The 23,326-nt window shown below is 32.6% G+C and carries 17 protein-coding genes and 1 pseudogene; 14 read left to right on the top strand and 4 right to left on the bottom strand.

Annotation, left to right across the window (positions count from 1 at the left end):
* The first annotated feature begins 17 nt into the window (after window positions 1–17).
* On the top strand, window positions 18–569 hold the full coding sequence (gene cudC / locus AC6CHS_RS15655; RefSeq protein ID WP_498237515.1) for a choline uptake/conversion transcriptional regulator CudC: 552 nt from the start codon (window positions 18–20) through the stop codon (window positions 567–569).
* 157 nt (window positions 570–726) lie between these two features.
* On the top strand, window positions 727–1,626 hold the full coding sequence (locus AC6CHS_RS15650; protein WP_498237513.1) for a glycine betaine ABC transporter substrate-binding protein: 900 nt from the start codon (window positions 727–729) through the stop codon (window positions 1,624–1,626).
* Between the two features lie 298 nt (window positions 1,627–1,924).
* Here the strand turns inward: AC6CHS_RS15650 and betA are convergent, their stop codons facing one another.
* The gene (gene betA, locus AC6CHS_RS15645; protein ID WP_498237511.1) at window positions 1,925–3,610 is read right to left on the bottom strand and encodes a choline dehydrogenase; all 1,686 of its coding nucleotides are present in this window, start codon (window positions 3,608–3,610) and stop codon (window positions 1,925–1,927) included.
* Between the two features lie 879 nt (window positions 3,611–4,489).
* Window positions 4,490–5,974, bottom strand: coding sequence for a methyl-accepting chemotaxis protein (locus AC6CHS_RS15640; RefSeq protein ID WP_498237510.1), 1,485 nt, complete (start codon window positions 5,972–5,974; stop codon window positions 4,490–4,492).
* A gap of 151 nt (window positions 5,975–6,125) precedes the next feature.
* Between AC6CHS_RS15640 and AC6CHS_RS15635 the strand changes: the two genes are divergently transcribed.
* The 6 genes and pseudogenes from AC6CHS_RS15635 (at window position 6,126) to AC6CHS_RS15610 (ending at window position 11,951) form a co-directional block, all read left to right on the top strand.
* Window positions 6,126–7,151: a ketopantoate reductase family protein gene (locus AC6CHS_RS15635; RefSeq protein ID WP_498237508.1), complete on the top strand. Its 1,026-nt coding sequence runs from the start codon at window positions 6,126–6,128 to the stop codon at window positions 7,149–7,151.
* A gap of 148 nt (window positions 7,152–7,299) precedes the next feature.
* Window positions 7,300–8,775: a methyl-accepting chemotaxis protein gene (locus AC6CHS_RS15630; protein ID WP_498237506.1), complete on the top strand. Its 1,476-nt coding sequence runs from the start codon at window positions 7,300–7,302 to the stop codon at window positions 8,773–8,775.
* 233 nt (window positions 8,776–9,008) lie between these two features.
* Window positions 9,009–9,528: pseudogene (locus AC6CHS_RS15625) on the top strand (SAR2788 family putative toxin); the annotation flags it as partial.
* 14 nt (window positions 9,529–9,542) lie between these two features.
* Window positions 9,543–9,821 carry a hypothetical protein gene (locus tag AC6CHS_RS15620; RefSeq protein WP_498237504.1) on the top strand — a complete coding sequence of 93 codons (279 nt, stop codon included), beginning with the start codon at window positions 9,543–9,545 and terminating at the stop codon, window positions 9,819–9,821.
* 1,562 nt (window positions 9,822–11,383) lie between these two features.
* Window positions 11,384–11,536 (top strand): tyrosine-type recombinase/integrase, encoded by a 153-nt coding sequence (locus AC6CHS_RS15615; protein ID WP_498237502.1) that lies wholly within the window; start codon window positions 11,384–11,386, stop codon window positions 11,534–11,536.
* Window positions 11,537–11,705: 169 nt separating this feature from the next.
* Window positions 11,706–11,951: a tyrosine-type recombinase/integrase gene (locus AC6CHS_RS15610; protein WP_498237500.1), complete on the top strand. Its 246-nt coding sequence runs from the start codon at window positions 11,706–11,708 to the stop codon at window positions 11,949–11,951.
* A gap of 336 nt (window positions 11,952–12,287) precedes the next feature.
* Here the strand turns inward: AC6CHS_RS15610 and AC6CHS_RS15605 are convergent, their stop codons facing one another.
* Both AC6CHS_RS15605 and AC6CHS_RS15600 read right to left on the bottom strand, forming a co-directional pair.
* Window positions 12,288–14,186 (bottom strand): ATP-dependent helicase, encoded by a 1,899-nt coding sequence (locus AC6CHS_RS15605; protein ID WP_498237498.1) that lies wholly within the window; start codon window positions 14,184–14,186, stop codon window positions 12,288–12,290.
* A complete protein-coding gene (locus AC6CHS_RS15600; RefSeq protein WP_498237496.1) occupies window positions 14,186–16,072 on the bottom strand; it encodes an ATP-dependent nuclease in 1,887 nt (628 codons plus the stop codon). Before AC6CHS_RS15600 ends, AC6CHS_RS15605 begins: the two co-directional genes overlap by 1 nt.
* 1,412 nt (window positions 16,073–17,484) lie before the next feature.
* Between AC6CHS_RS15600 and AC6CHS_RS15595 the strand changes: the two genes are divergently transcribed.
* From AC6CHS_RS15595 to AC6CHS_RS15570, 6 genes are all read left to right on the top strand, one after another.
* The gene (locus AC6CHS_RS15595; RefSeq protein ID WP_498237494.1) at window positions 17,485–17,886 is read left to right on the top strand and encodes an uberolysin/carnocyclin family circular bacteriocin; all 402 of its coding nucleotides are present in this window, start codon (window positions 17,485–17,487) and stop codon (window positions 17,884–17,886) included.
* A gap of 84 nt (window positions 17,887–17,970) precedes the next feature.
* Window positions 17,971–18,627: a YIP1 family protein gene (locus AC6CHS_RS15590; protein WP_498237492.1), complete on the top strand. Its 657-nt coding sequence runs from the start codon at window positions 17,971–17,973 to the stop codon at window positions 18,625–18,627.
* 131 nt (window positions 18,628–18,758) lie between these two features.
* Window positions 18,759–20,276, top strand: coding sequence for a M48 family metallopeptidase (locus AC6CHS_RS15585; protein WP_498237490.1), 1,518 nt, complete (start codon window positions 18,759–18,761; stop codon window positions 20,274–20,276).
* Complete coding sequence (locus AC6CHS_RS15580; RefSeq protein ID WP_498237488.1) at window positions 20,266–20,862, top strand: stage II sporulation protein M; 597 nt, start codon at window positions 20,266–20,268, stop codon at window positions 20,860–20,862. Before AC6CHS_RS15585 ends, AC6CHS_RS15580 begins: the two co-directional genes overlap by 11 nt.
* Before the next feature lie 44 nt (window positions 20,863–20,906).
* The gene (locus AC6CHS_RS15575; protein ID WP_498237487.1) at window positions 20,907–22,574 is read left to right on the top strand and encodes a hypothetical protein; all 1,668 of its coding nucleotides are present in this window, start codon (window positions 20,907–20,909) and stop codon (window positions 22,572–22,574) included.
* Between the two features lie 11 nt (window positions 22,575–22,585).
* Entirely contained in the window at window positions 22,586–23,320 is a 735-nt protein-coding gene (locus tag AC6CHS_RS15570) for an ABC transporter ATP-binding protein (RefSeq protein WP_498237485.1), read from the top strand.
* The last annotated feature ends 6 nt before the right edge of the window (window positions 23,321–23,326 follow it).

Genomic DNA, 23,326 nt, shown 5'->3' with positions numbered 1-23,326 from the left:
ATTAAAGGAGCGACTTTATGAGTGAATCTGCTGAAAAATCCAGAATTAGAATAGAAGGGGCTAAAGATAAAGTCATTGGAGCTATTGCAGAAACAATGGATTTATATGGTGTAACACCAGCTGCTGCGAATTTATATGCAACGATGTACTTTAAAGATCAAATGACTCTTGATGAAATGCAAACGGAGCTCGAAATGAGTAAACCAAGTATGAGTACTAGTGTCCGCAAGCTTCAGGAGATAGAGATGGTGAAGAAAACATTCACACGCGGTTCTAGGAAACATACTTATATAGCTGAGAAAAATTTTTTCCGGTCCTTTATGGTATTTTATTGTCAGATGTGGGAACGGGAAGTGAAAATGAATATGGAGGCAATTGAGGAAGCGCAGGAAGATTTTATAAATGTAATAAAAGATTCTTCCAGCACACCAGAAATTGTTGCAGAGGCAAAAACATACTACGATCAATTAGAAGAATCAAAAACATATTACCATTGGTTGGATAACTTAGTTGCCAGTATAAGGAATGGTGAAATATTCGAGTTTTTACCAAAGGATAAGCAAGTTTAAAACGAAAATCTTTTATTAGGTAGTCACTAGACTACCTATCATACCACTTATCTTGATTCAACAAAGTGGTATGTTAAGTTTATATATAACGTTAAAATATTTCTTAACATATTTAACGTTTATAATATTTATAATTTAAAAAGGGGAGCTTTACTACATGAAAAATTTTGGAAAAAGACTTAGTTTAATCTTAGTACTGTTCATTTTTGCTTTACTGTCAGCATGCGGAAATGATAGTGAAGAAACATCCGAGGTACAGTCAGGCACAGAAGCAGAGGCTAGTAAAAAAGAGTTAACAATTGCTCAAATTAACTGGGCTGAAAATATTGCAGTAACAAATATGTGGAAAGTGATTCTAGGAGATAAAGGTTATAATGTCGATTTAACCGTATTGGACATGGGAGCTACAATGATGGCTTTAGAACGTGGCGAGCTGGATGCCAGTTTAGAAATATGGTTACCAGTCCAGGATGCAAATTATCTTAAAGAATACCAAGATACTGTGGACTTTTCGGAATCTACTTGGTTTGATAATGCAAAAGTAGGTCTTGTAGTACCAACCTATTTAGAAGAAGTAAACAGTGTCAAAGATTTGAATGCACATAAAGAACTGTTTGAAGGACAAATTATAGGCTTTGATCCTGGCGCAGGTACGATGGAAATTACGGAACAATTAATTGAAGATTATAATCTCGAATTTGAACTACTACCAAGCTCTGAACCTGCAATGTTAACTGAGATTGGTAATGCGGTAGAAAATGAAGAACCAATAGTCGCACCTCTGTGGAGCCCACACTGGATATTCTCCAATTACGACTTAAAATTCCTGGAAGATCCACAAAACACATTCGGTGACGTAGAAAAAATTCACCATGCGACAAGACAGGGATTTAAAGATGATTATCCAGAAATTAGCGAGTGGTTTAGTAATTGGAAAATGAATGATCAACAAATTGGCGAGTTGATTAACTATGTTGAAAATGCTGATGAACCTCTTGTTGGAGCAGAACAATGGGTTGAAGAGAATCAAGATTTAATTGATGAATGGGTAAAATAAAATTAACAGAAGCTGGTCTCTCTAATATAGAGAAGCCAGCTTCTTTTTTATTTTTACTTTTTTAATTTTTATATGAAAGGCTCGATTTTAAACAAGGTTGATTTTTGTTGCATAGAATACAGTCTGTTTTCCTACTGTTCTCTTTTGGTGTTTAGTCGTTGTGAGAAATGTAAGGATAGATGGGTATTTTGTAGTTTAACAGTTATATTTCCCATCCAAAAAAGGACTCTTTCATCAAATGAATGCTTTACTAGCAAATACATTGTGAAAGAGTCCTTCCAATAATAACCTTATTTACTTAACCTTTTACAGTTCCTGCTTCGGATGGATGTACCCCATGACGATAGAAGTCGGCATTAATAGGCTCCAGCGGTTTCTCTCCTAGGATTAAGTCCGCTGCCTTTTCCGCTAGCATCAATACTGGTGCATGGATATTTCCATTAGTAACATAAGGCATGGCTGACGCATCGACCACCCGTACATTATCTAGTCCGTGGACCTTCATAGTTAGAGGATCTACAACAGCCATAGGGTCTGAAGCTGGTCCCATTTTTGCTGTACACGATGGATGAAGCGCCGTCTCCGCATCTTTCGCTACCCAATCCAAAATCTCTTCATCTGTTTGAACAGAAGGACCTGGTGAAATTTCTCCTGAGTTATAAGGTGCCAAGGCTGACTGTGACATAATTTCTCTTGAAATTCGTACAGCTTCAATCCATTCTCGTCGGTCCTGTTCGGTCGAAAGGTAATTATAGGTCATACTTGGGTAATCTTTAGGATTTTTTGAACGAATCTTTAATGACCCTCGAGCATCAGAATACATTGGCCCCACGTGAACTTGGAAGCCATGCTTCGTGTTTGCTTTTTGTCCATCGTACCGCACCGCTACTGGAAGGAAATGGAACATTAAATTTGGGTATTTAACATCCTCATTTGAACGAACAAAACCTCCACCTTCAAAATGGTTGGTTGCTGCAGGACCTTTTCTTCCAAGCAACCACTGAAGGCCTATCCAAGGAAACTTCAATTTATTTAAGCTAGGCTGCTCCGAAACTGGCTCTGGACAAGCATATTGGATATAAGTTTCAAGATGGTCCTGCAAGTTTTCACCTACACCAGGAAGATCCACTACCGGTTTAATGCCTAATGAGCGCAAGTGCTCCGCATTACCAACCCCGGACAATTGAAGCAACTGAGGCGTATTAATTGCTCCACCAGAGAGTACGACTTCACCTGCTTTGACCTGATGAGTCTTCCCGTTGCGTTGATATGTCACACCCTTTGCGTGGGTTCCTTCGAAATCAATACTGGAAACAAAAGCACGAGTTTTCACCGTCAAATTATGACGTTTCATAGCCGGATGCAGATATGCACGCGAAGCGGAAAAACGTCTGCCTTTATACACATGTTTATCGAATGGGCCAAATCCTTCTTGTCGAAAACCATTTACATCAGGCGTTCGCGAGTATCCAGCCTCCACAGCCGCATTAAAGAAGGCTTGGAATAAAGGATTCTTTGCTGGTCCCCTTTCCAATTTGAGCGGACCCTTTTGACCGCGAAACTCATCTTCTGGTTCTGCCGCTAAAGCAGTTTCCAGTCGTTTGAAATATGGAAGACAGTGGGCATAGTCCCATGTTTCCATTCCTGTATCTGCTCCCCACCGTTCATAGTCCAATGGATTACCGCGCTGGAAAATCATCCCGTTGATTGAACTCGAACCTCCTAGCACCTTACCTCGGGCATGCTTAATACGTCGTCCATTCATATAGGGCTCAGGTTCAGATTCATATTTCCAGTCGTACAAAGATTTCCCCGCTGGGAATGGCAAAGCTGCAGGCATTTGTATCAATAAGTCCCATGAAAAATCTTTTCTCCCTGCCTCTAAAACAAGAACACTGCGTTTCCCATCTGCGCTTAAACGATCACCAAGGACTGATCCTGCACTACCCCCGCCTATAATAACTACATCATATGTTTCTTCCATTATATTACCTCCTAAAATATTGAAAATTGGTCCAAAATTAAAACTGTCAAACATTCATCTAAAAACCGTATTGAAGTATTAGTAGTTTGAGAGTTTTTAATAAAATTTACTTAAACCCGTTTATTCGTTTCACGGTTAAGAAATACGTTAAATATGTTTGTCTTTACTAACTCTACCACTCGGGATTGCCTAACTTATTATCAAGGCAGATTATATATCCCAAAGGTTTGCACATTGTGTGGGTGATGATTTTACTTTTCAAAAATAGCCTGTTTTGTAAAATTCACTCTGTTTATTAACTTTATTAAATTTTTATTTAACATATTTAATAACATTAATTTAACACAACTTATACTCTTTGTAAACTGGCCCACATGTTTTTCCGCATTTTATCTTAACGGATTTGGAATCACTCCATAATTGAAATTACATTAAATAATAAGCGAGGAGTTGATGACTTTTAATCCTTGCAAAGGAAAGTTGCCCTAATCCTTTAGCAAATGAAGTGGCTTTAGCTCGTTAAAATAATGCTATTTTTATTATTATTGATCAAGAAAACTAAAAGAAAGGCCTCCATAAAGTTTAATAACATGGAAACCTCTCTAATACTTCAATAACTAATGTCCATCACATTTTTGGTACTAACATGCAACACCTTTCCCCTAATCAAGCAACCATCAATGAAAAAGGCTTCTCAAAGTTTATTCAACTAGTGAGAAGCCTTTTTATATCTCTGATGTTACATCTTATTTACAAATCACTTTAAATATCAAGGGTTGACGGGACAGATTACACATGTCGTCCGTTTTTACCCCGATTCGTTCAACTAACAATCAGTGGGGAAGAACGAAAATCCCCACTGATCGAAGTTTCACTTTATTAATTCGTCGTAATTATTTTCTTTAGTTCACTACTTAGCTTATTGATTTCTACAATTGCTGTATTTATATCTGAAATTAATTGATGTTCACTTTCAAGTGTTGCAGCTATTTCTTGGGTAGAAGAAGTATTCTCTTCTGCAATATTTGCTACTGTTTCAATTTGCATTTGTATATCCTTGAAATTGTCCGTCGATGATTGAATTTCATTCATTCCCATCGATAGCTCATCATTTGTGTATTGGAAGGAATCCTTTATTTCTTTGAAGTATGAAGAGAGCTCATCCAATACTTTCTGTCCTTCCACAAAAGCTATCTCCCCTTTGTTCGACTTCTCTTGGGCATTTTTTGATTGGTGGAATAAGTCTTGTGTTACATTTTCAATATCTAATGTTATATTTGCACTTTGTTCCGCTAACTTACGCACCTCATCTGCTACGACGGCAAAACCTTTTCCATGCTCACCAGCACGCGCAGATTCAATAGCAGCATTCAATGCTAATAGATTCGTTTGCTCCGCAATATCCTTAATTCCTTTTAAGAGGGAATTTACTGTTTCTAAGCTCGTTTGTAAATCATTTACTGTAATAGCAGTGGTACTTATGGCAGTATTTACAGTAGACATATAACTGTTTACTTGATTAAATTTCTCCCAGCCTTCTTGAACCTTTTTATTCATGGTATCTGATTTGTCCACAATATCTTGTGATATGGAAATGGATTTATTCGCTCGATCTACCGAATCTCCCATTGATTCACTAACCGAACTAATGCTATTAGCCTCTTCTTGTATTCCAGTCGCCATTTGCTCAACTGATTCTTTGATCAGATGACTAGAATCATAGATTGTTGTAATATTGTTATTTAAATGATCGATATTATCATCTAGTGTATTTGTATTTTTTTCGATTTTCTGAAGCGTTTCTTTTAATTGCTTTGTTAAAAGCTGTGCTTCCATTTCCTTCTGATACGATTCATTAATTAATTCTCTTCCCCATTTGGTTAACAAATACAAAGCAACCAATATCCCGTTAATTAAGGCAATTACCGTAATAAAACCTTTAAAGTTATGATCCAAACCGAATATTTCTTCGGGTACCATCAAGTACGTGGCAATTATCGCTACATTAACAAAAACAGCAAAGATAAGTATAAGTTTTTCTTTAAAATAAAGAGCAATCATTGCAATAGACAATAATATAATATAATGCTTATTTAATGCAAAACCATCCGAATGAAATAGAGCGATTGTAACTAAAAACGGTAATAAAGCGAAGATTAAACCTTTTACATATGGAGGTAGTGGTACGTAATAATTAATTACAGAGAGAATAATAACCAATGTACCCGCAACCACGATACCTACACTATCACTAAAACCTCTGGAAAATACAATCGGTATAACTAAAAGTAACACTATTGAAGATAATAAAAATAAATTAACCTTATGAACCCTTTGTGTATTATATGTATCTTGTTGTCCCATCCCAATCCCCTTACTATCATATTTGCAACCTCTTCTACTATCTTATATCGGCTGTGAAATGGAAATGTTTAGTTGATATTCAATATATATGCATTAAATTTGGATATAGAGTATACTTTATATTGCCATTGCAACTTAGAGGAGGAATTATATGAGAATAGCAATCATGGGAGCTGGTTCCTTAGGCACCATTATCGGTGCATATCTTTCAAAAGGGGCCGAAATTGTAGAACTTATTGATGTGAACAAAGAGCATGTTGACGCTCTAAATCAATCTGGTGCAACCATTACAGGAACCGTTACGGAAACAATTGCGGTAAAAGCAATTACTCCAGAGCAAATGGAAGGAACTTATGATTTAGTCCTTTTATTAACGAAGCAACTATATAATGAGGAGGTTCTATCTAATCTTCAACCTTATTTAAATGAAGATAGTACCATTCTTTCCTTACAGAACGGTGTTCCGGAAGAGTCGCTTGCTTCTATTTTAGGCAAGGATAAAGTGATCGGCGGATCCGTTGAGTTTGGTGCAACATGGGTTAAACCTGGTGTATCCGAATTAACAACAGCAGCTGATGCATTCAAAGCAAACGCTTTTCAAATCGGCGAATTAGATGGAACCACTACGGACCGTATTCACCAAATAAAGAAAGTTCTTGATTTAGTAGGTAATACAACTATCTCTACTAATCTTGTAGGAACGAAGTGGGCAAAACTCTTAGTAAATGTTGCTATGAGTGGGTTATCTACTGCTTTAGGTTGTACATACGGAGACGTTCTTAATAATGAAGATGCTGTAACAAGCGCAGTAATGTTAGCAGATGAAACACTTAAAGTTGGGATCGCATCAGGTGTGGAATTTGAAGAACTTGCTGGATTTAATTTAGCTATCTTTAAACTAGAGGAAAACAAGATCAATCTAGCTCAAGCAATCGGTTTTGCAAAGAAAGCATTTGGACCACAAGCCTTACTCAAAGCAAGTATGTTACAAGACCTCGAAAAGCAACGAAAAACCGAGATAGACTATATTAATGGGGTTGTCTCATCCAAAGGTAAAGAAACCGATATCGACACACCATTTAACGACTTACTAGTACGTTTAGTGAAGAAAGCTGAAACCGAAAAGGTTATTCCAAACTTTGAAGAAAACCTTTCCTATTTCAAAGAGTTACTGTAAAAACATATAACTCTACAAGCAGAACACTAGTCTATGCTAGTGTTCTATTTTTATTCTTCTCTTGGTTAAGGAATCATATATTTATATTTTTCATTACTATTCCGATATAAAAAATGGAAATTTTCACAAACTGAAGGAGTGAATGTTCATGACGATTGATGAATTACAACTGAAAACATTACAAAGAAAAAATAGAATTATTTTAATCATGTTGATCATAACAGTAGTTTTAGGTGTAGTAGTAGAAATAGGCATGAATAAACCGCTTGAACTCATTCTAGCGATCGCAATTGGTGGGCTTGTTTTATGTGGTACAATTGCCTATTTGCTCAAAACAAAAAAATTCACGAAACAAATCGGGTATCTCGCGATAATCGGATTAGCAGCTATTTTAGGGAGTATTATTTTTATCAGCCCATCTGAAAATAACCTTTCTCTTCTCTATTTCCTACTAATTAGTTCCGCCTTTTATATGAATCTAGCAATTTTTATTATCGGAACTGCTTTAGCGGTTAGTTTATTACTTTTTGCCTTTTCTATAAATGGAGCTATTTATTCTTCCGATCTCACCACCTATCTATTCTTGTTTTCTCTATCTGTTCTCGTTCTTGTCTTCCAAACGAAAGTTATGGGCAGATTGGAGAAAGATCTTGGTAGTATGAAGGCTGATGCTGAAGAGCAGTTACACAAGGAAACGCAGCAACGGATCGTTATTGAAGATAATTCACGAGTTATTGCAGACAACATGGAACAAGTGAAGTCACAATCCGAATTGGAAAAACAAACAATCGAAGAAGTAAATATTTCAATACAAGAAATTGTTGCTGGAACACAATCACAAGGAAATTCGATTAATGATATTATGACTGCAATGGAAAGTACTGCAAAGCAAGTTGTCTCCATGAATAAACGGGTACAAGAAACGAATCGTTTTACGAGTAACATAACTGGACGAATTGATGAAGGTAGTTCACAGTCAGCAGTGCTAAATAATAATATGCAAGATTTCAAGGAATTCATTGAAATCTTGAAAAAAGATATGAATCAATTAAGTAAAAATATCGAGTCGTCGTTAACAGCAATTGAGGCCATACAAGGAATTTCCGATCAAACAAACCTCCTTGCTCTAAATGCCTCTATTGAAGCAGCTAGAGCCGGAGAAGCAGGTAGAGGTTTTTCCGTTGTTGCGGACGAAATTCGTAAACTAGCAGAAGGGTCCAAACAAACTACGGAGCAAATTTCTACCATGTTAAATCAAGTACACGAAAACAATCAGGAAACGCAAAAACAAATGGATGTTGTATCAAGTAGAATGGATGAAAATATTGAAGAAACCGTACGAAATAGATCTATTTTCCAATCGATCCAAGACTCCATTAATAAACTTCAACAAGAAATCCAAAGTTTCACATCTGTAACGGGAAATATTGATCAAGATACTCGAAACATTGAAGCATCAGTAAACGAATTTGCTTCTGTTTTAGAACAAACCACCGCTTCCCTGGAAGAGATTTCCGCAAGTATTCAATTGCAAACGGAAAATAAGGAACAACTCACGCATCTAGTGCAAGAAACAAATGACGCTACTAAAAATCTTTCTGATCTTTTTAATAGAGAGAAGTAGGAGGGAAAGTGACAGGGCAGTATTCCTAAGAGTTAGAAACCGGACATTTTCGTCCGGTTTTTTTGTTTTTAATACGATTCTTAACATTATAAAAAGGTCTATTATGAAAAGAGTTGGCTATGAAGGTATGAAACTCAATAAAGAGATATTTATTCATGCATAAATAAAATGAAAAAGGACGCTTCCGACAAAGTGAGAACTCTGTACGGAAACGCCTTTTAGCTATAAATATGTTGTTTGAGTATAATTTTGATATTGAAGTCACTGATCTTGATACAGAAGAGTAATTTTATGTGGATACTGCTGAATTTCAGGCTTCTTGGTATCCCGCAATAGTTGTGGCTATTAAGGTAGCTCAACATGGTGTAAAATGGGCAATTAAAAAATATGGGAAAAGTGCTGTAAACAATGCTACGAAGAAATATGGGACAAAAGCTTCTGGAAAAACATTCTCAAAAATAAAATTTGCGAGTACAAAAAAGTTAAATGGGCATTGGGGAGATCATAAAAAGGAATTTCCTGGATTAACTAAGGCAGGTTATTTAAAAAGGGCTCAAAGTTTAGCGGGATCAACCAGTAAAAATGTTTTGAGTAAGAAAAAGAAAGGTAACTCAGGAGATATTGTTAAATAATAACCAAACTGGAGAATTTATTTCTTTAACGAAGAATGATGTCATAAAAACTTTTTTTAAACCAAAATATGGACAAAAAGAATGGAAGAAAAAAGCTAGAGCATATTATAATAATCAATAAGGAGCTGAATTTAGATGGAAACTTATACTTGCCCAATTTGCGGATATGATGCTGTAGAAGATGAAACACCATACGAAGAGAATACCTATGCTCCCTCTTATGAAATATGCCCTTGTTGTCGTTTTCAATATGGGTACAGTGAAGATCATGATGTAGATTTAGGATATATTGTCACTCCTGATGAAATGAAAGAAGCCGCTTTTCAATTATATCGACAACAGTGGATTGAAAAAGGGGCAGTAGTCGGTCATCCAGAAAGCTATCCAAAAGCATTCCAAAAAAAGGAAAAGTAAAACAAGAGATAGTCATTAAACAATTTAAACGCTTGAATCTACCATTAGATAACCTCACATTTCTTGAGGGGTTTAAACTTTGATATATAATGCTTTTTATATCTAACGATACTCTCTTCCGAAAATAGTAGCATCCAATGAGGGGCATATAGAAGTATATTAAAGCTATTGAATTATAATGGAAAAGTAAGGGTTCTTCTTTATTAGAGAAACCCTTACTTTTTCATTTTTTGCCTACTTTTAATAAAACAGTCTTCCCTTACACACTTCCTTGTAAGAATTTGATTAGAAAGACTAATAGTAGTATCGTGTGGCTACATATATTGATGTGAAATATTAGTACCCAGGAAGGTGATAATATGATAACGGAAGATGAAATGAATTGGTTAAAGTTGGTTTTAGGTAAGGATTATGAATATAATTCTATACCCAGGCGAACTATGTTTTTCTAAAAAAAGCCAAATTTAAAGTAGTGCAAAAAAAGAAATTGTGAGAAAAGGTTTAGATGCTCTTAGAGAAAAGGTAAAAAAATACTTCACAAGAATTGCTTGAACTTAAAAATACAAAAGTAAGAGAAGGCATGGGAATTAAAGATTACACTGGCATTTATATCATCCATCCATAATGGTGTATATGATATGTATTACGTTGGGAATCCGAAAGCGTATTCGACAGGGCTTATAAGACCTGTCTTCAAGAGCCAACAGGAAATCCTGTAATATATAATGTTATAATTTAGGAGCCACATTCAGTATTAGTTTAATCCCTTTAGTAAATACCTCATTTTCAAATTTGAACGAGTCGGGAGATAATGCGATAAGAGCTTATGATTCATATCCAAAAGCTTATAATAGGATGCCAGGTAATATAATGGATATACCTTTTTTCAAAAATCATGATTACCAAAAAGTTGCAGATTTAATATTAAATAAGATAAAAGGAACAGAATTATTTGTTAACCTTTCCAACGAAAGAAAGAGAAGGAAATACACCCATAATTTATTAAAGGAATTTAAATTGCCACATAATCTACATTTCATTAATGACTTTGTTAAGTTGATAAAAGAGTATCAAAAGTTAATAAAAAAATAAGAAGCAATCAAGATGCCTTCTTCAACTGAAGGGGCTTTAGCCGAATAAGGATTAACCGGAGTAATCAAAATAGAAAAACCTTTTAACACGAAATCGAAATCGAAGGATTTATACTTACCGAATACGATGAAGTGCAATTAAAAAGTGAGATGAACAGACTAAGTTCATAAGTGCCTAATGGTCACAAATAAGAAAAGAGATTTCCAGTAAAATTTCCCTTACTGAAAATCTCTTGTTTTTTTGAAACATGAGCAAAAGCATGATCATTTACAAATATATAGTTACCGTAAATCACTGATAAGATTCTTAAAATTTTTTTATAATTGACCTTTTTTAGACTTACTTATATTCTTTTCATAAATTTATTAGACTCATACCTACTTTGATAAATTTCTTGAAAAAGAAGAATTAGAGGATTTCTTACAATTATTAAAAATGAAGGTTTAGATGGCGATCTGCTAGTTTTCACAATGTTAGCATATACAGGTATACGAATTGGTGAAATGATCGCTTTGAAATGGTCTGATATTCATTTTACAAACCATACACTACGTGTTATAAAAAATATTACAATCCAACTAATAACAAATCAAAATATACATTACTTACCCCTAAAACAGTAGAATCTATACGTACAATAACACTTGATTCATTGTTAATGAAATTGCTCCAGAAACACAAGGGAGAACAAGAAAATGTTATGAAAGAAAACAAGCCTTTTTATATAGATAGTGGCTTTATTTATGCAACCAATGAAGGATATCCTAAAACAATTAAACATCTTTCCATAGAATGAAGCGAATTCTAAAGAAAACAACAATTAATAAGCCCGTTACACCTCATTCATTCCGGCATACACACACTTCTTTATTAATTGAAGCTAATGTTCATATTAAAGAAATACAAGAACGGTTAGGGCATAATAACATTAAAACTACTATGGATATATATGCACACATGACAAAAAACTTGAAAAAAGAGGCTTCCAATAAGTTTGGAAATTTAATGAAAGAATTCTCATTACATCTCATTCATTAGAACAAACCTTAATTTCTAACTTTCTTCTTAAAGCAAGTAGGATTAATTATGACCTCCTCTAAACAATCTTAGCTTGTCGCCAAATCCAATGATGAAAGCCTTAGTTTTTCTTATACTATCAACCATAAAATATAAATTCTAATAGTAGAACAAAATCGCTGACACGAATTAATGTACGTCCCCAAGTGAAATTAATTCACTTGGGGCTGTTTTTCCCCCTAAATAAAGTAGTACCCCCACAATAAGAAAATTGTACCCTTGACTTGTTCATAGGCTTCTTATCAATTTCGCCATAATGACATTACAATTAACTTTAGGAAAATAAAGGAATCTAAACTAATTTTTTTCTTGGCTCAGCCCCATTTTACCTATAAAACTAGACGGGGCTTGAAGTTTAATATCACCCCAAGGCATAAGTTTGTACTGAGGATATGTAATATAGCAGACCCTTCTAGCTCTAGTTAATGCAACAAACATGTTATTTAGTTCTTCTTTTAGTTCCTTATGATTTTTAGCCCTATAGTCAGGGAATGTCCCTTCATTAAGTCCTATTAAGAATACAATATCGTATTCTAAGCCCTTTGACATATGGACTGTCAGCAAGGAAATCCCTGAATTACTATGTGTTTGTGTCTTCCCTAGAGATACTTGATTTCTAAAATGTGATAAAGTCCTTTGACCCAAGACAGATTGGCTACAATATTTCTTCCAATGTCCTTTCCACATTTCTATATCTTTTTGAATTAAATACTGTTCATTTTCTAGTTCAAAGTCCTGTGCTTGCTCTTCAACTAAAATCTCTGTAATAACCTTTAAGGCTCTTGAAAAATTTTCTTCATCTTCTAACAAAACATCCCATGCCTTTTTGATCCCTTTAAAATATTTGACGTAGTCTATATCAATATTGTTTATATCTATGTTTATCAACAATTCTAAGTAATTCAAATCACTACTATTATTCAATCTCCCCTTATATTTAATTAAGCCAAGAATTTGATTAAAATGGACATTATCATAAGGATTAATAATAACTCTTAGTCCCGCTTCAAATACTTTTATTGCTATCGATTCGCTTTCAATACTTCTTGAAGCAGCACCTTGATTAACCGGTATCCCTTTTTCTATTAACAATTCATGAAGTTTTGACATAACATATCTATTTCTGGCAATAACAGCAATCTTTTCAAAGCTTATTTTATCTTCAACCCACTTGCTCCCATTTTCTATTAGATTTTCAATTTTACCCAGTATCCATGTTGCCTCTTCATGTTCATTACGAAACTCTCGAACCAATAATTCGCCTTCTAACGGATAAACAGCACTACTATCTACATTAGTTTGAATTTTTTTTGCAGCCTCAATTATTTTTTTTGTACAACGGAAATTTTCAACTAATCTGAATTCAGTTGTCCTAAAATCACGTATAAAATGCTCTGTCATAAAATCACTATCAGATCCATTAAATCCATAGATGGATTGTGCAGGATCTCCAACCATCATAATATTTTCAAAGTCCTTACATAATGCCCTTATAACTTTATATTGGGCTTCATTCAAATCTTGGGCTTCATCCACAAATATATATTTATAAAGTCTCGTATATGAATTAGCTATTTGTGGTCTTTCAGTAAATATTCTGTATGCATAAAAAAGAATATCATCAAAATCTAATGCTCTTTGAGCTAACATCATATTGTTATATGCTTCATACACTTTTGCAAATTCAACTTCACGCTCATCACTAGAATCTGATAACACTTCAGGTGAAATAAAATCCTGTTTATACTTACTTATTTCTCTTAGATAATTCTTTAAGATATTACTTTTACCTTTTGATCCAAAAATTTCATTCCTTAAATCCGGTATTTCGTAAGCTACCTTTTTCATTATTTCCAACTTATCGGCATCCGACTCAAATATGACCATGCCATTGGGCAGCCCTATTAAATTCCCCCTATTCATAACTACGTCAAGGCAAAAGCTATGAATTGTTCCAACCAGAACGTTGTCACGGAGTTCTTCATTTATATTTTGTCTAATTCGCTCGGTTATCTCTTCAGCAGCTTTATTACTAAAAGTTAATGCAAGAATTCTTTTTTTTCCTATATCCAGCAAATTTGTTATTCTTTCTGTAAGTACTCTCGTCTTTCCGCTTCCAGGACCCGCAATAACAAGAAGTGCTCCGTCTATATGTTTAACTATTTTTAACTGATTTTCAGTTAGAGGAAATTCCATTATACATTCACCTCCAGTTTCTCTTCAGAAGTAATTTTCAAATCATTATTCATTTCCTTAAATAATTCTTCTATAATTGTAGGAATTTTCTTCTCTACCCTATTCTTGATTATTATATCGGCAATTACTGAAGAGTAAGCAGTTTTATTTTCTTGTATACAATCTAGTAATGCATCCGTTTTACCTTCATCACCACTGTAATCTCTGAAAGTTGTTTCATATATAAATTGTTCACAAGTTGCACACTTTTCATTTGTTGCTCTTCTGCCACCAGGTTTTGGTTTCTGATCTTTAGCTGAAATATATTTATCTAGAAAACCATTGCCAAGAATTTCGGTCATGGCATTAAAGAGATCTTCTTCATACCCGTTATAGATCAAGTATTTTTCAAAATCAAATTCGTTTGGCAAAAATTTAATACCTCTAAGTTCCTCGATAACTGTCCCATCTCCGTAAACTTTTTTTATATCCCTTGTGACCTTTTGTATTGCTTGTTTCTCTCCATCACTTAAAAGATATACTTTGATATTTAAATCCTTTGCTATTCTTAAAAAAGGCTTATACTTTCCAAAACCTCCTACACTGATAATATTAATGCCTGCCTCAAAGGATTCAACTCCAAAATATTCTCTAAAAAAGGTTGGTAATGCTTGGTCTTCTGTTTCGCCTTCACACAAGAGAATAGCTCTAGCAAATAGTAAATCTCCTCTGGATTTAAGTATTTCTTGTTTAATTTTTCGTATTTCCTGTTCATCTAAATATGCATTATTAATTGAGTTTATAGTAGTGTTACCTTCCGTCTTAGATGCATGTCTAATATCTTCTATATCTATTTGACCCACAATCATCGGAGAATGAGTACTTACAATTTTTTGGCCTGAAAGACCATTGATTTGATGAAATATCTTCCTCTGAGCTTGTGGATGTAAATGGGCTTCAGGTTCTTCTAAAAGAACTATTGGGTGGTATGGCATATCTTCTTTATCCATTTGCTCTATTTTCCATGATATATACGCGACTACTGTAAGGAAAGTAATCCAGCTTCTAGTCCCCATACCATGATTAGATATTGGAAATCTCTCGGATTGTTCATCTTTAAAAGTAAGATCAATACCTCTATTTAAATCTCTGATTTTTCTTGATACTGGGTTTATTTTAATACTGTCTTCATCTGTATTTACAGTTCTGGAGATTTTACTAAGATTATCAGTTAAATGTTTTAAAATAGGACTTCGTTCGATAATCTCATTATTTATTTGGTCTAAAGTGGATTCTATAGTTTCAATTTCTTCATTCTCTAAACCAACATCCCTAACTAATCTTCCCCAATACGAATTCCTATCTTTCATTTCTATAGCAATGTCTCTCTTAGCATCCATATAGAAAATTGGCATCGCCTGTAAGACCTTTTCTGTTATTCTCATTCTCTTATATTCTATATAGGTCTCAACATTATCAGTATGCGGCCATTCAATTAATGCCTTTTTCTCAATTTCATATTCACCTTTAATAGTGTTATATGCTATTATAGTTCTCATTGCAAAAAATTGAGCTAATGTATTCTTATCTTCACTTCTTAATTCTCCAAAGTGCTCAAACCAATCTTCATCAAACTCTTCTACTACATGATTATTTTCATCAGTAGGAACAATTAAAATATCAATAATTGCTCTTCTGCTTTTTGGTAAGATTTCATTTATATTAACATATATATCTTCATCGCTCACTCGTATTCCCCTTATAAAGGCTATTTGAAGTGCCTTCAAAAAAGAGGTTTTCCCTACGTTATTGGCACCTATAAGCACGCAATTTTCCGATAAATTAATATCTGCTGATTTATAAGATTTAAAATCTCTTAGGCGTACTTCTTTAATAATTACCCCCATAATATATCCCCCTTTTTAAACATCTACTTAAACAACTTCTCTTACAATTACCTATGCTATTAAATTTTATCATTTTATACGTATCTTTTGGGGGGAATATATTATTTTAACACTTTTAACCCCTTCAGAAAATTTATGAGACCTCAAGTTGTAATTTCTATAACACCTGATTGAATTAACGTACCTGTTTGAATACTACACTAATTAATGGGCATTATTCATTGAAATAGAATAAGGAATAGATAAAAGCAATAATTAATGAACAGGAGTTCGTTGAGAAGAAAGACATAAAAAAAGAGGCTTTCATTAAGTTTACTTAATGAAAGCCCTCTATAAAACACATTAATTTATACCGGTCACTAAATACTAAAGGTCTCCTAATAAAGCCTTATATATCAAGGGATTGACGACTTTATTACATCATGCCGCCCATATATTAACAGTCAAAACATAAATAAATAAAAGCTCATACTCCCATTACAGTAGCTTCTTGTTTCAATATTTCAACATAGATATACCTATTTTGTCATATAAACATGAGCAAAACATGAGCATTTGTGATTTACACAAAATTGTTGACAGTCCCTTTACTTATTTATAAGGTCTATTCTTAAAGTGCTAAATAATAATGTAAGTTATTTACACTCAAAAGTATTCTTTTCGTTTTTACTATCAATAAATTCAAACACCTTTATAAGATTTCATCTACAAAGTGTATACTCTTTTTATTTATAGTTTTGGAACTTTCTTAATCCCTTTTAATTCCATTCTGATCCCCCCTCATCCAATTATTACTAGTTTACTTCAATTCTCGATCTGCATTGCTCATTTAATTCAGATACCCGTTTTTCTATGTCTTCTTTTTCGATATATATTTTAGCTATGTCTTTAAATTATTAAATTGTTCTGGGTTAAATAAATAATTACTAACTGTTGATCATACCTTTCATTTTCTAATAATTCCTCTTTACTGTATATAATACTCGAAAAACTTCTTCTTCCCTTAATACGCAAATGCTACTTGGCGACCAAGGAATCGCTATGACAATTTATGATAGACTCCTCCACTGTTCTGAAGTTCTTCACTTTAATAGAGCTAGTCATAGAATTAAATATCGTGAATAACTTTTTAAAAACAGAAAGTGTTAAAACTACTTGACGTTTCAAGAGTGAGTAATTGTAGTGATGCATTAATTAGTTCAGTTATTCCATGGTATTACCATTTGTTGTCTGGGTGGACTATCAAGGGAGATACATAGTACATCATAATGCAATCGGCGAGCCATTAAAAGGTTTATTTAGATTCTTAATATAGAAACAATATGATTACTATTATATGGAAATTATAGAAATTGTTATTGTATTATATGAAAAGGTATTGTATTATAATTGTTGTGAAGGAGGTGAAAAGTATGAAAAGTTTGAATTCTACTAATAAAAGATCAAGGAGTTTCACAGCATTTGGAATGATTCTCATAGCTGCTATAATGATGTTTGCCACATTAACTGCTCCAAGTGTAAATAGTCAAAAATCCACCGTCAATACTGTAGAAACTATTGAGAAATCTTCTGTAGAAGTAAATCTAGCTAGAATAATTAATAAGTACAGCAAGAAAACTACTTGGAACCAAGCACAGACAAAAGCAAGCAAAATTGTAAACGCTGTTATTACTGGTTCGGATATAGCTAGTGCCATTTCAGTTGTACTAGGTTTCCTTTCTTTCGGAGTAGTTACCGCAATTACTTGGGCAGCAAGAATGTCACTTAAATGGTACATTAAGAAAAAGGGAAGAAGACAAGCAGTTTTATGGTAATTATAAGGAAGTTAGTTCCAATTAATAAAATTGGAACTAACTCCATTTTATTTGTGTATTAAAATGAAGGTAGGTGGTTAGTAAATGAAGAAGTATCTACATCCAATTAATACTTTTTGGGAAGCGCTAATAGATCCAAGAAAATTATTTCTTGAACTATGTTCCACTCCAAAGAACTTATTCCCACTTATTTTGGTATTATTCACCGGCTTTTTATTAGCTTTTTCAACGTCAAAGTTTACGATTGAAGAAATTACATATATATTCGGTTTAGAAGAGAATGTTTCGAATTCCGCTATTATTCTGGGTTCCTTGTCATTTTTAATAAGTGGAGGTTTACTTGTTGAATGGTTAGTTCAGTCAATAGTTATTTACTTTATAGTTGCTGTCTTTTCCTCTGAAAATAGGCCATTTAGAGTAGTATCAAGTATTATTGGGTATAGTTGGATTCCTATATCTATAAAGGTCACTTTCTTTTCCTTATTAGTTTTAATATCAGGTGAACTTTATGAACCAAATGGTTTTGCTGGCCTGATGAATAATACTAATAACCAATTCTTGATATATTTCTTTAAGAATTTAGACTTATTCGTTATATGGAAATATGTAATTATGTATATAGGTATTAGAGTATTATTGAGAGGCTTATCAAAATGGGTGACTTTGGTATTAATCATTTCTGTGTTCCTATTTGCTAATATTCTAAAACTACTTCCTCAGATACTAGAGATGATCTTATAGTATTATAATACTTTTCAACAGGATGTGATCAAATGTTACATAGAATTTCTATATCTTACTTAGTAGCTTGCGTAATTACTGTAATAGTGATACTGATTGAGGTGGGCTTCCGGTCAGCCGCGGTCTCTCCTATGATTTTATTAAATTCTAATGACGAAGCGTCAAGTTCAAAAATACTTATTGGTGAGTCGCTTTTTCATGGGGATTATCTTATGTCTCATAATGAGGATTTGAAAGGAAATAGCGATAATAAAGTGCAATTAACTTTGGTTAATAAAGTGATAACATTTCATGAAATTACTCCGGAGAATAGTACTTATAATATTGGTTTTGATAAAGGATTAGAGAGTTCTGAAGTTATACTTCGGCGAGGGTTTAAAATAACCAACTCTGAAAAAATTCCTTTAAAGAAAAGGTCCAGCAACCTTTTCTTTGAGAAATATACTCTAGATCTATCAAACTCTAGTGATATTATACTTAAAACAAGTTTTAAATATAGTATCTTCATTGTTGTTATTTCTACTATATTAACGATTTTCATACCAGGGTTGCTATTCTTTGTTTTTAACATAAAGGAATCATTTAAAAATATTTTCACTCTATTTTTGCCATTTGTTTTAGCTGTTTTTTTTCCATTAATAATAAATTATTATCTTTTAATGGGATACTTACTTTCAATAACAAACTCTTATGCTATAAGTGTGGTAACGGCGATACTAATACCAATTCTGCTATCAATTTTGTTTACAACATATTCCTTTGAAATCATAACCAAGAAGGCCGATCCTCAGGTGCCAGATGAAGAAAGCCGAAATATGAAGGACTTGTTTATGTTGTCTAATAAAGAGCAAATTGGAATTTTCTTTATGATAACCACAATCTTAATTTACTTTTCTTCTTATTTAGTTTTCCCATTATACTTACAAGCTGAAATAATGAATAATTTATACATGTTTACTGGCTGGTACCTATTTTTATTATTCCTATTTTTAGCGGGTTATTCAATACTACAAAAAATATTTAATAGTTATGAAAATCTTAATTCTAATGAAATAAATTGTATTAGAGAAAGTTTGGAAAATCTTACTAGCAAAAAAATTAATATTATGCTAAAAAAAGACTCAAAACACGAAATTAATGCATGGATTTATTCGTTTAAGATACCATTTCAAAAAAGGGAAAATTTGTTTATAACAGAAGGTTTATTAGAAAGATTTGACGCCGAAGAAATAAAAGCAATCTTGTTGCACGAAATGGGACACATCAAGTTAAAACATTCCCAGTTTACTGTGGTATCTAGTATTATAATTACAATAGTTATGAGTGTCATTATGTACTTTGCAAGGCAATACATGCTATTAAATGGATGGTGGCAATATATATTCATACTACCTTTCGGTATTCTCTGTCTTATATTTATTACAGAGTGGTTACCTAAAAAAATTAGTAGAGCATTTGAAATACAGGCGGACAATTTTGCTGCATCTCATTTGAATGATAAGTATTTATATGTAAATACGCTTAAAAAATTAAAGGCTTTTGTTTACGAAGAGGAGGAATATCCTAATAACGATGAAAAAAATGAATGGAGAAAAAACCATCCATCTTTTGAAAAAAGGATTAATAACTTAAATGAGAATGATAAATAAATCAGAGGGACGTTTAAATATTCAGCTAGTAAGAAATTTTTTAATATCATTTGTAAGAAGGAACATCTGGGTATTTATATTTTCTGTATCTCTTTTTTTAATAAGCTTATTTGGGACGATCATTATTCAAGTATTGGAAGAACCAACTGTTAGTAATTCACCAACCTTAACTTCAGGTGAAGAACTTGAGATTAATGAAGTGGTATGGTTTTCTATTTTTAAACATAACTTTTTCATGCTAACTCCAGTTTTATTGGGCGTATTCACTTTAGGGTTTATATCCATTATATATTTAGTCTTACAAGGATATTTATTAGGTGTGTCTATATACAGTATTGCTCATGATTTATCCTTCCTAACAATAATCAAATATACACTTATTCATGGGATTTTTGAAGTAGTTGCTATTTCATTAGTTGCATCATTTTCTATTAAACCAGGTTATATCGTAATTAATTCCATCTTCAGAAGTAAAAACTTCATTAATAAACAGGATCTATTAGATATGTTATGCTTACTAATTTTATATGTGGTTTTTCTTTTTAGTGCATCGATTGTAGAAGGGCTTGTGGAAGTTTATTTATAATATTTTGGTTATTATAAAAGTTTTTGGATTAAAGGATTGTTTAAATGAGAGAAATTCACTTTATGATTAAGTATAAATTTATAAGTTTAATAAATAGAATACTTCCTGTTAGAAAGAGGGGAAGTTTAATTCCCCTCTTTTTTATCTTGCTTTTGTTTCTAATAATGATCGCCATAGTTTTACAGTCCATAATCTTTATGGGCATTGATTTGGTTGCTAGTAAAGTAAACTTATTAAAAGATAGTGAACAGAAAATTTGGTTCAATAGTCTTTTCTTGCTTTTAGTAATGCAAGTTTTTACAAATAATCTCCATGCTAATGTTTATAGACTTCTAATGGCGAAAGATATAAAGATGTTGGTTACATTAATTGCCAAGAAAAAATTGATCTTAATTGGAAAGTTAATCGAAAGGCACCTTTTACAATACGCGACAGTAATTTTGAGTTTTTTTGTTTTAATCTTGTGTGGGTTGAAATTGTCAAGTTTCGAAACAATAAATTTTCTTGTATTCCTTTTATGTATAATTATTGCAATTGTTGTTACACACTCATTGAAATTGTTGATTATTATCGAGATGACTTTAAAAAAACTAATTAGGGAGACATTAATAGTTTATAACTTTGTGTTTCTATTTTTTAAAGCTATTTCTTTATTTCTACTCTTGATTATATTGCACCCTTTTATGCAATATATACCTCTAGAAAACATAAAGCTACTATTAGAATCTATATATGTAAATGAATTTTTCGTTGAGTCAAAAAATATAACTCAATACATACTAAGAGGTCATTGGTTACTCATAATTATTATTATTTCTTGCTCTTTTGCTTTCCTATTCTTTAAAAAGAAATTCACTTACAGTAAAGCAGCCTATTTAATCCAACTTTTAAACTCTAGTTATATTAAGAACAAAACAAATATGAATATATCAATATTCAATTTGTACTTAAACTCTATTAGAGGGTTGATTACTAGGATTAAGTTTATCCCATTTCAAGTAATAGCAATTGTTGAAAAAGACTTCAATAATTTTAATAGGAATAATAAATATAGACTAACAGCAACATTTTTTATGATCATAGCACAGTATGTCATAATTCTATCTCTATATTGGTTTATTACTTATAAAACATCTCTAAGTATAAATATGGAAAACTCCAAGGTGTTAGCGATTACTCATATCTCTGTAACCATTAATATGGTTGGGAAACTATTTAATAGATTTTCTATAGACTTCGAAGGAAAAAGTTTTATTTTTTTGTTGTTATTACCTGTTAAAGTTGAAAACATAGCATTGGCAAAAATTTTGAGTTTTATAATCACCGTTATTCCAATTAATATAGTGCTGACTCTCATTATTTTCTTGTTTTACAGAACCGATTTTTTCCATTTTATGATAATAGGAGTATTAACACTAATTGTCGGAATTACAATTGCGTTATTATGCACTACTACATTCCCTAATTTCAATCGAGAATCTTATCTCGATGTGCCTTCCACTAGAGCTGATATTATGTATAAGATAATGTCTTCTATTTACCTTTTCACCTCAGGTAGCACTATTTTATTTTTGGGAATGAGTTCTCTCTCTCTACAAATTTTTACAATTTTTTCGGTTGGCTGCAGCTTATTTTGCTATAAAGTATTCTGTGGAAAATTGCGTCAGACTAGTTTTAAATCTTTTGCTTCTATTAATGAATTTTTTGAGTAAGGAATGATTGAATGATAAGAATTGATTCTATTAGTAAATGGTATAATAGCAAAATGGTGTTAAATAAAGTGAGTTTCTGTTTATTACCTGGGGAGATTATAGGTTTGCTTGGACCAAATGGTTCTGGAAAAACCACTACTTTATCTATTATTGTAGGATTAATAGATTCAGATCAAGGTACCGTAGAATTGAATAATACTCAATTTGCAACAAAAAATAATTTAAACCAAGAAGTAGGGTTTGTTTCTGACGATATAGAATTATACGATTTTTTAACTGGACGTGAGTACATAAAGTTTGTAGGACAAATAAGAGGAATCCAACTTAAATATATAAATTCTTTCATCGAACAAATGAGTAAAGACTTATTAATGGAAGGAAGTATTGAATCTTTAATTAGTGAATATTCAAAAGGTATGCGTAAGAAAATTACTTTGATGGCATCGCTAGTACATCAGCCAAAACTTTTGGTTCTTGATGAACCACTGGTAGGTTTGGATCCGGGAAGTATTAGAGTTATAAAAAAATACTTAAAATCATACGCAAGATTAGGAAATTCAATCATTATTAGCACGCACTTAATGGATGTTGCTGAAAAATTGTGTGATAAGTTTATCATACTTAGCAAAGGTGAAATCGTAGCCAGTGGAAATGTTAAAGAATTAAAAATATCTATTGAAAATAACAAACAAGCAGAGATAAAAGATTTAGAGAGTATTTTTCATTTTTACACTGAAAAGATTTAAATAAAG

This window comes from Oceanobacillus sp. GQ8 (assembly GCF_059758495.1).
The sequence above is the reverse complement of the archived record's forward strand: the minus strand, read 5'-3'. Positions and strand labels throughout refer to the sequence as shown.

Bases quoted from the DNA above. Each gene is read 5' to 3' on its own strand.
- cudC (WP_498237515.1), top strand. From the start codon at position 18: ATGAGTGAATCTGCTGAAAAATCCAGAATTAGAATAGAAGGGGCTAAA.
- AC6CHS_RS15650 (WP_498237513.1), top strand. From the start codon at position 727: ATGAAAAATTTTGGAAAAAGACTTAGTTTAATCTTAGTACTGTTCATT.
- betA (WP_498237511.1), bottom strand. From the start codon at position 3,610: ATGGAAGAAACATATGATGTAGTTATTATAGGCGGGGGTAGTGCAGGA.
- AC6CHS_RS15640 (WP_498237510.1), bottom strand. From the start codon at position 5,974: ATGGGACAACAAGATACATATAATACACAAAGGGTTCATAAGGTTAAT.
- AC6CHS_RS15635 (WP_498237508.1), top strand. From the start codon at position 6,126: ATGAGAATAGCAATCATGGGAGCTGGTTCCTTAGGCACCATTATCGGT.
- AC6CHS_RS15630 (WP_498237506.1), top strand. From the start codon at position 7,300: ATGACGATTGATGAATTACAACTGAAAACATTACAAAGAAAAAATAGA.
- AC6CHS_RS15620 (WP_498237504.1), top strand. From the start codon at position 9,543: ATGGAAACTTATACTTGCCCAATTTGCGGATATGATGCTGTAGAAGAT.
- AC6CHS_RS15615 (WP_498237502.1), top strand. From the start codon at position 11,384: ATGTTAGCATATACAGGTATACGAATTGGTGAAATGATCGCTTTGAAA.
- AC6CHS_RS15610 (WP_498237500.1), top strand. From the start codon at position 11,706: ATGAAGCGAATTCTAAAGAAAACAACAATTAATAAGCCCGTTACACCT.
- AC6CHS_RS15605 (WP_498237498.1), bottom strand. From the start codon at position 14,186: ATGGAATTTCCTCTAACTGAAAATCAGTTAAAAATAGTTAAACATATA.
- AC6CHS_RS15600 (WP_498237496.1), bottom strand. From the start codon at position 16,072: ATGGGGGTAATTATTAAAGAAGTACGCCTAAGAGATTTTAAATCTTAT.
- AC6CHS_RS15595 (WP_498237494.1), top strand. From the start codon at position 17,485: ATGAAAAGTTTGAATTCTACTAATAAAAGATCAAGGAGTTTCACAGCA.
- AC6CHS_RS15590 (WP_498237492.1), top strand. From the start codon at position 17,971: ATGAAGAAGTATCTACATCCAATTAATACTTTTTGGGAAGCGCTAATA.
- AC6CHS_RS15585 (WP_498237490.1), top strand. From the start codon at position 18,759: ATGATTTTATTAAATTCTAATGACGAAGCGTCAAGTTCAAAAATACTT.
- AC6CHS_RS15580 (WP_498237488.1), top strand. From the start codon at position 20,266: ATGATAAATAAATCAGAGGGACGTTTAAATATTCAGCTAGTAAGAAAT.
- AC6CHS_RS15575 (WP_498237487.1), top strand. From the start codon at position 20,907: ATGAGAGAAATTCACTTTATGATTAAGTATAAATTTATAAGTTTAATA.
- AC6CHS_RS15570 (WP_498237485.1), top strand. From the start codon at position 22,586: ATGATAAGAATTGATTCTATTAGTAAATGGTATAATAGCAAAATGGTG.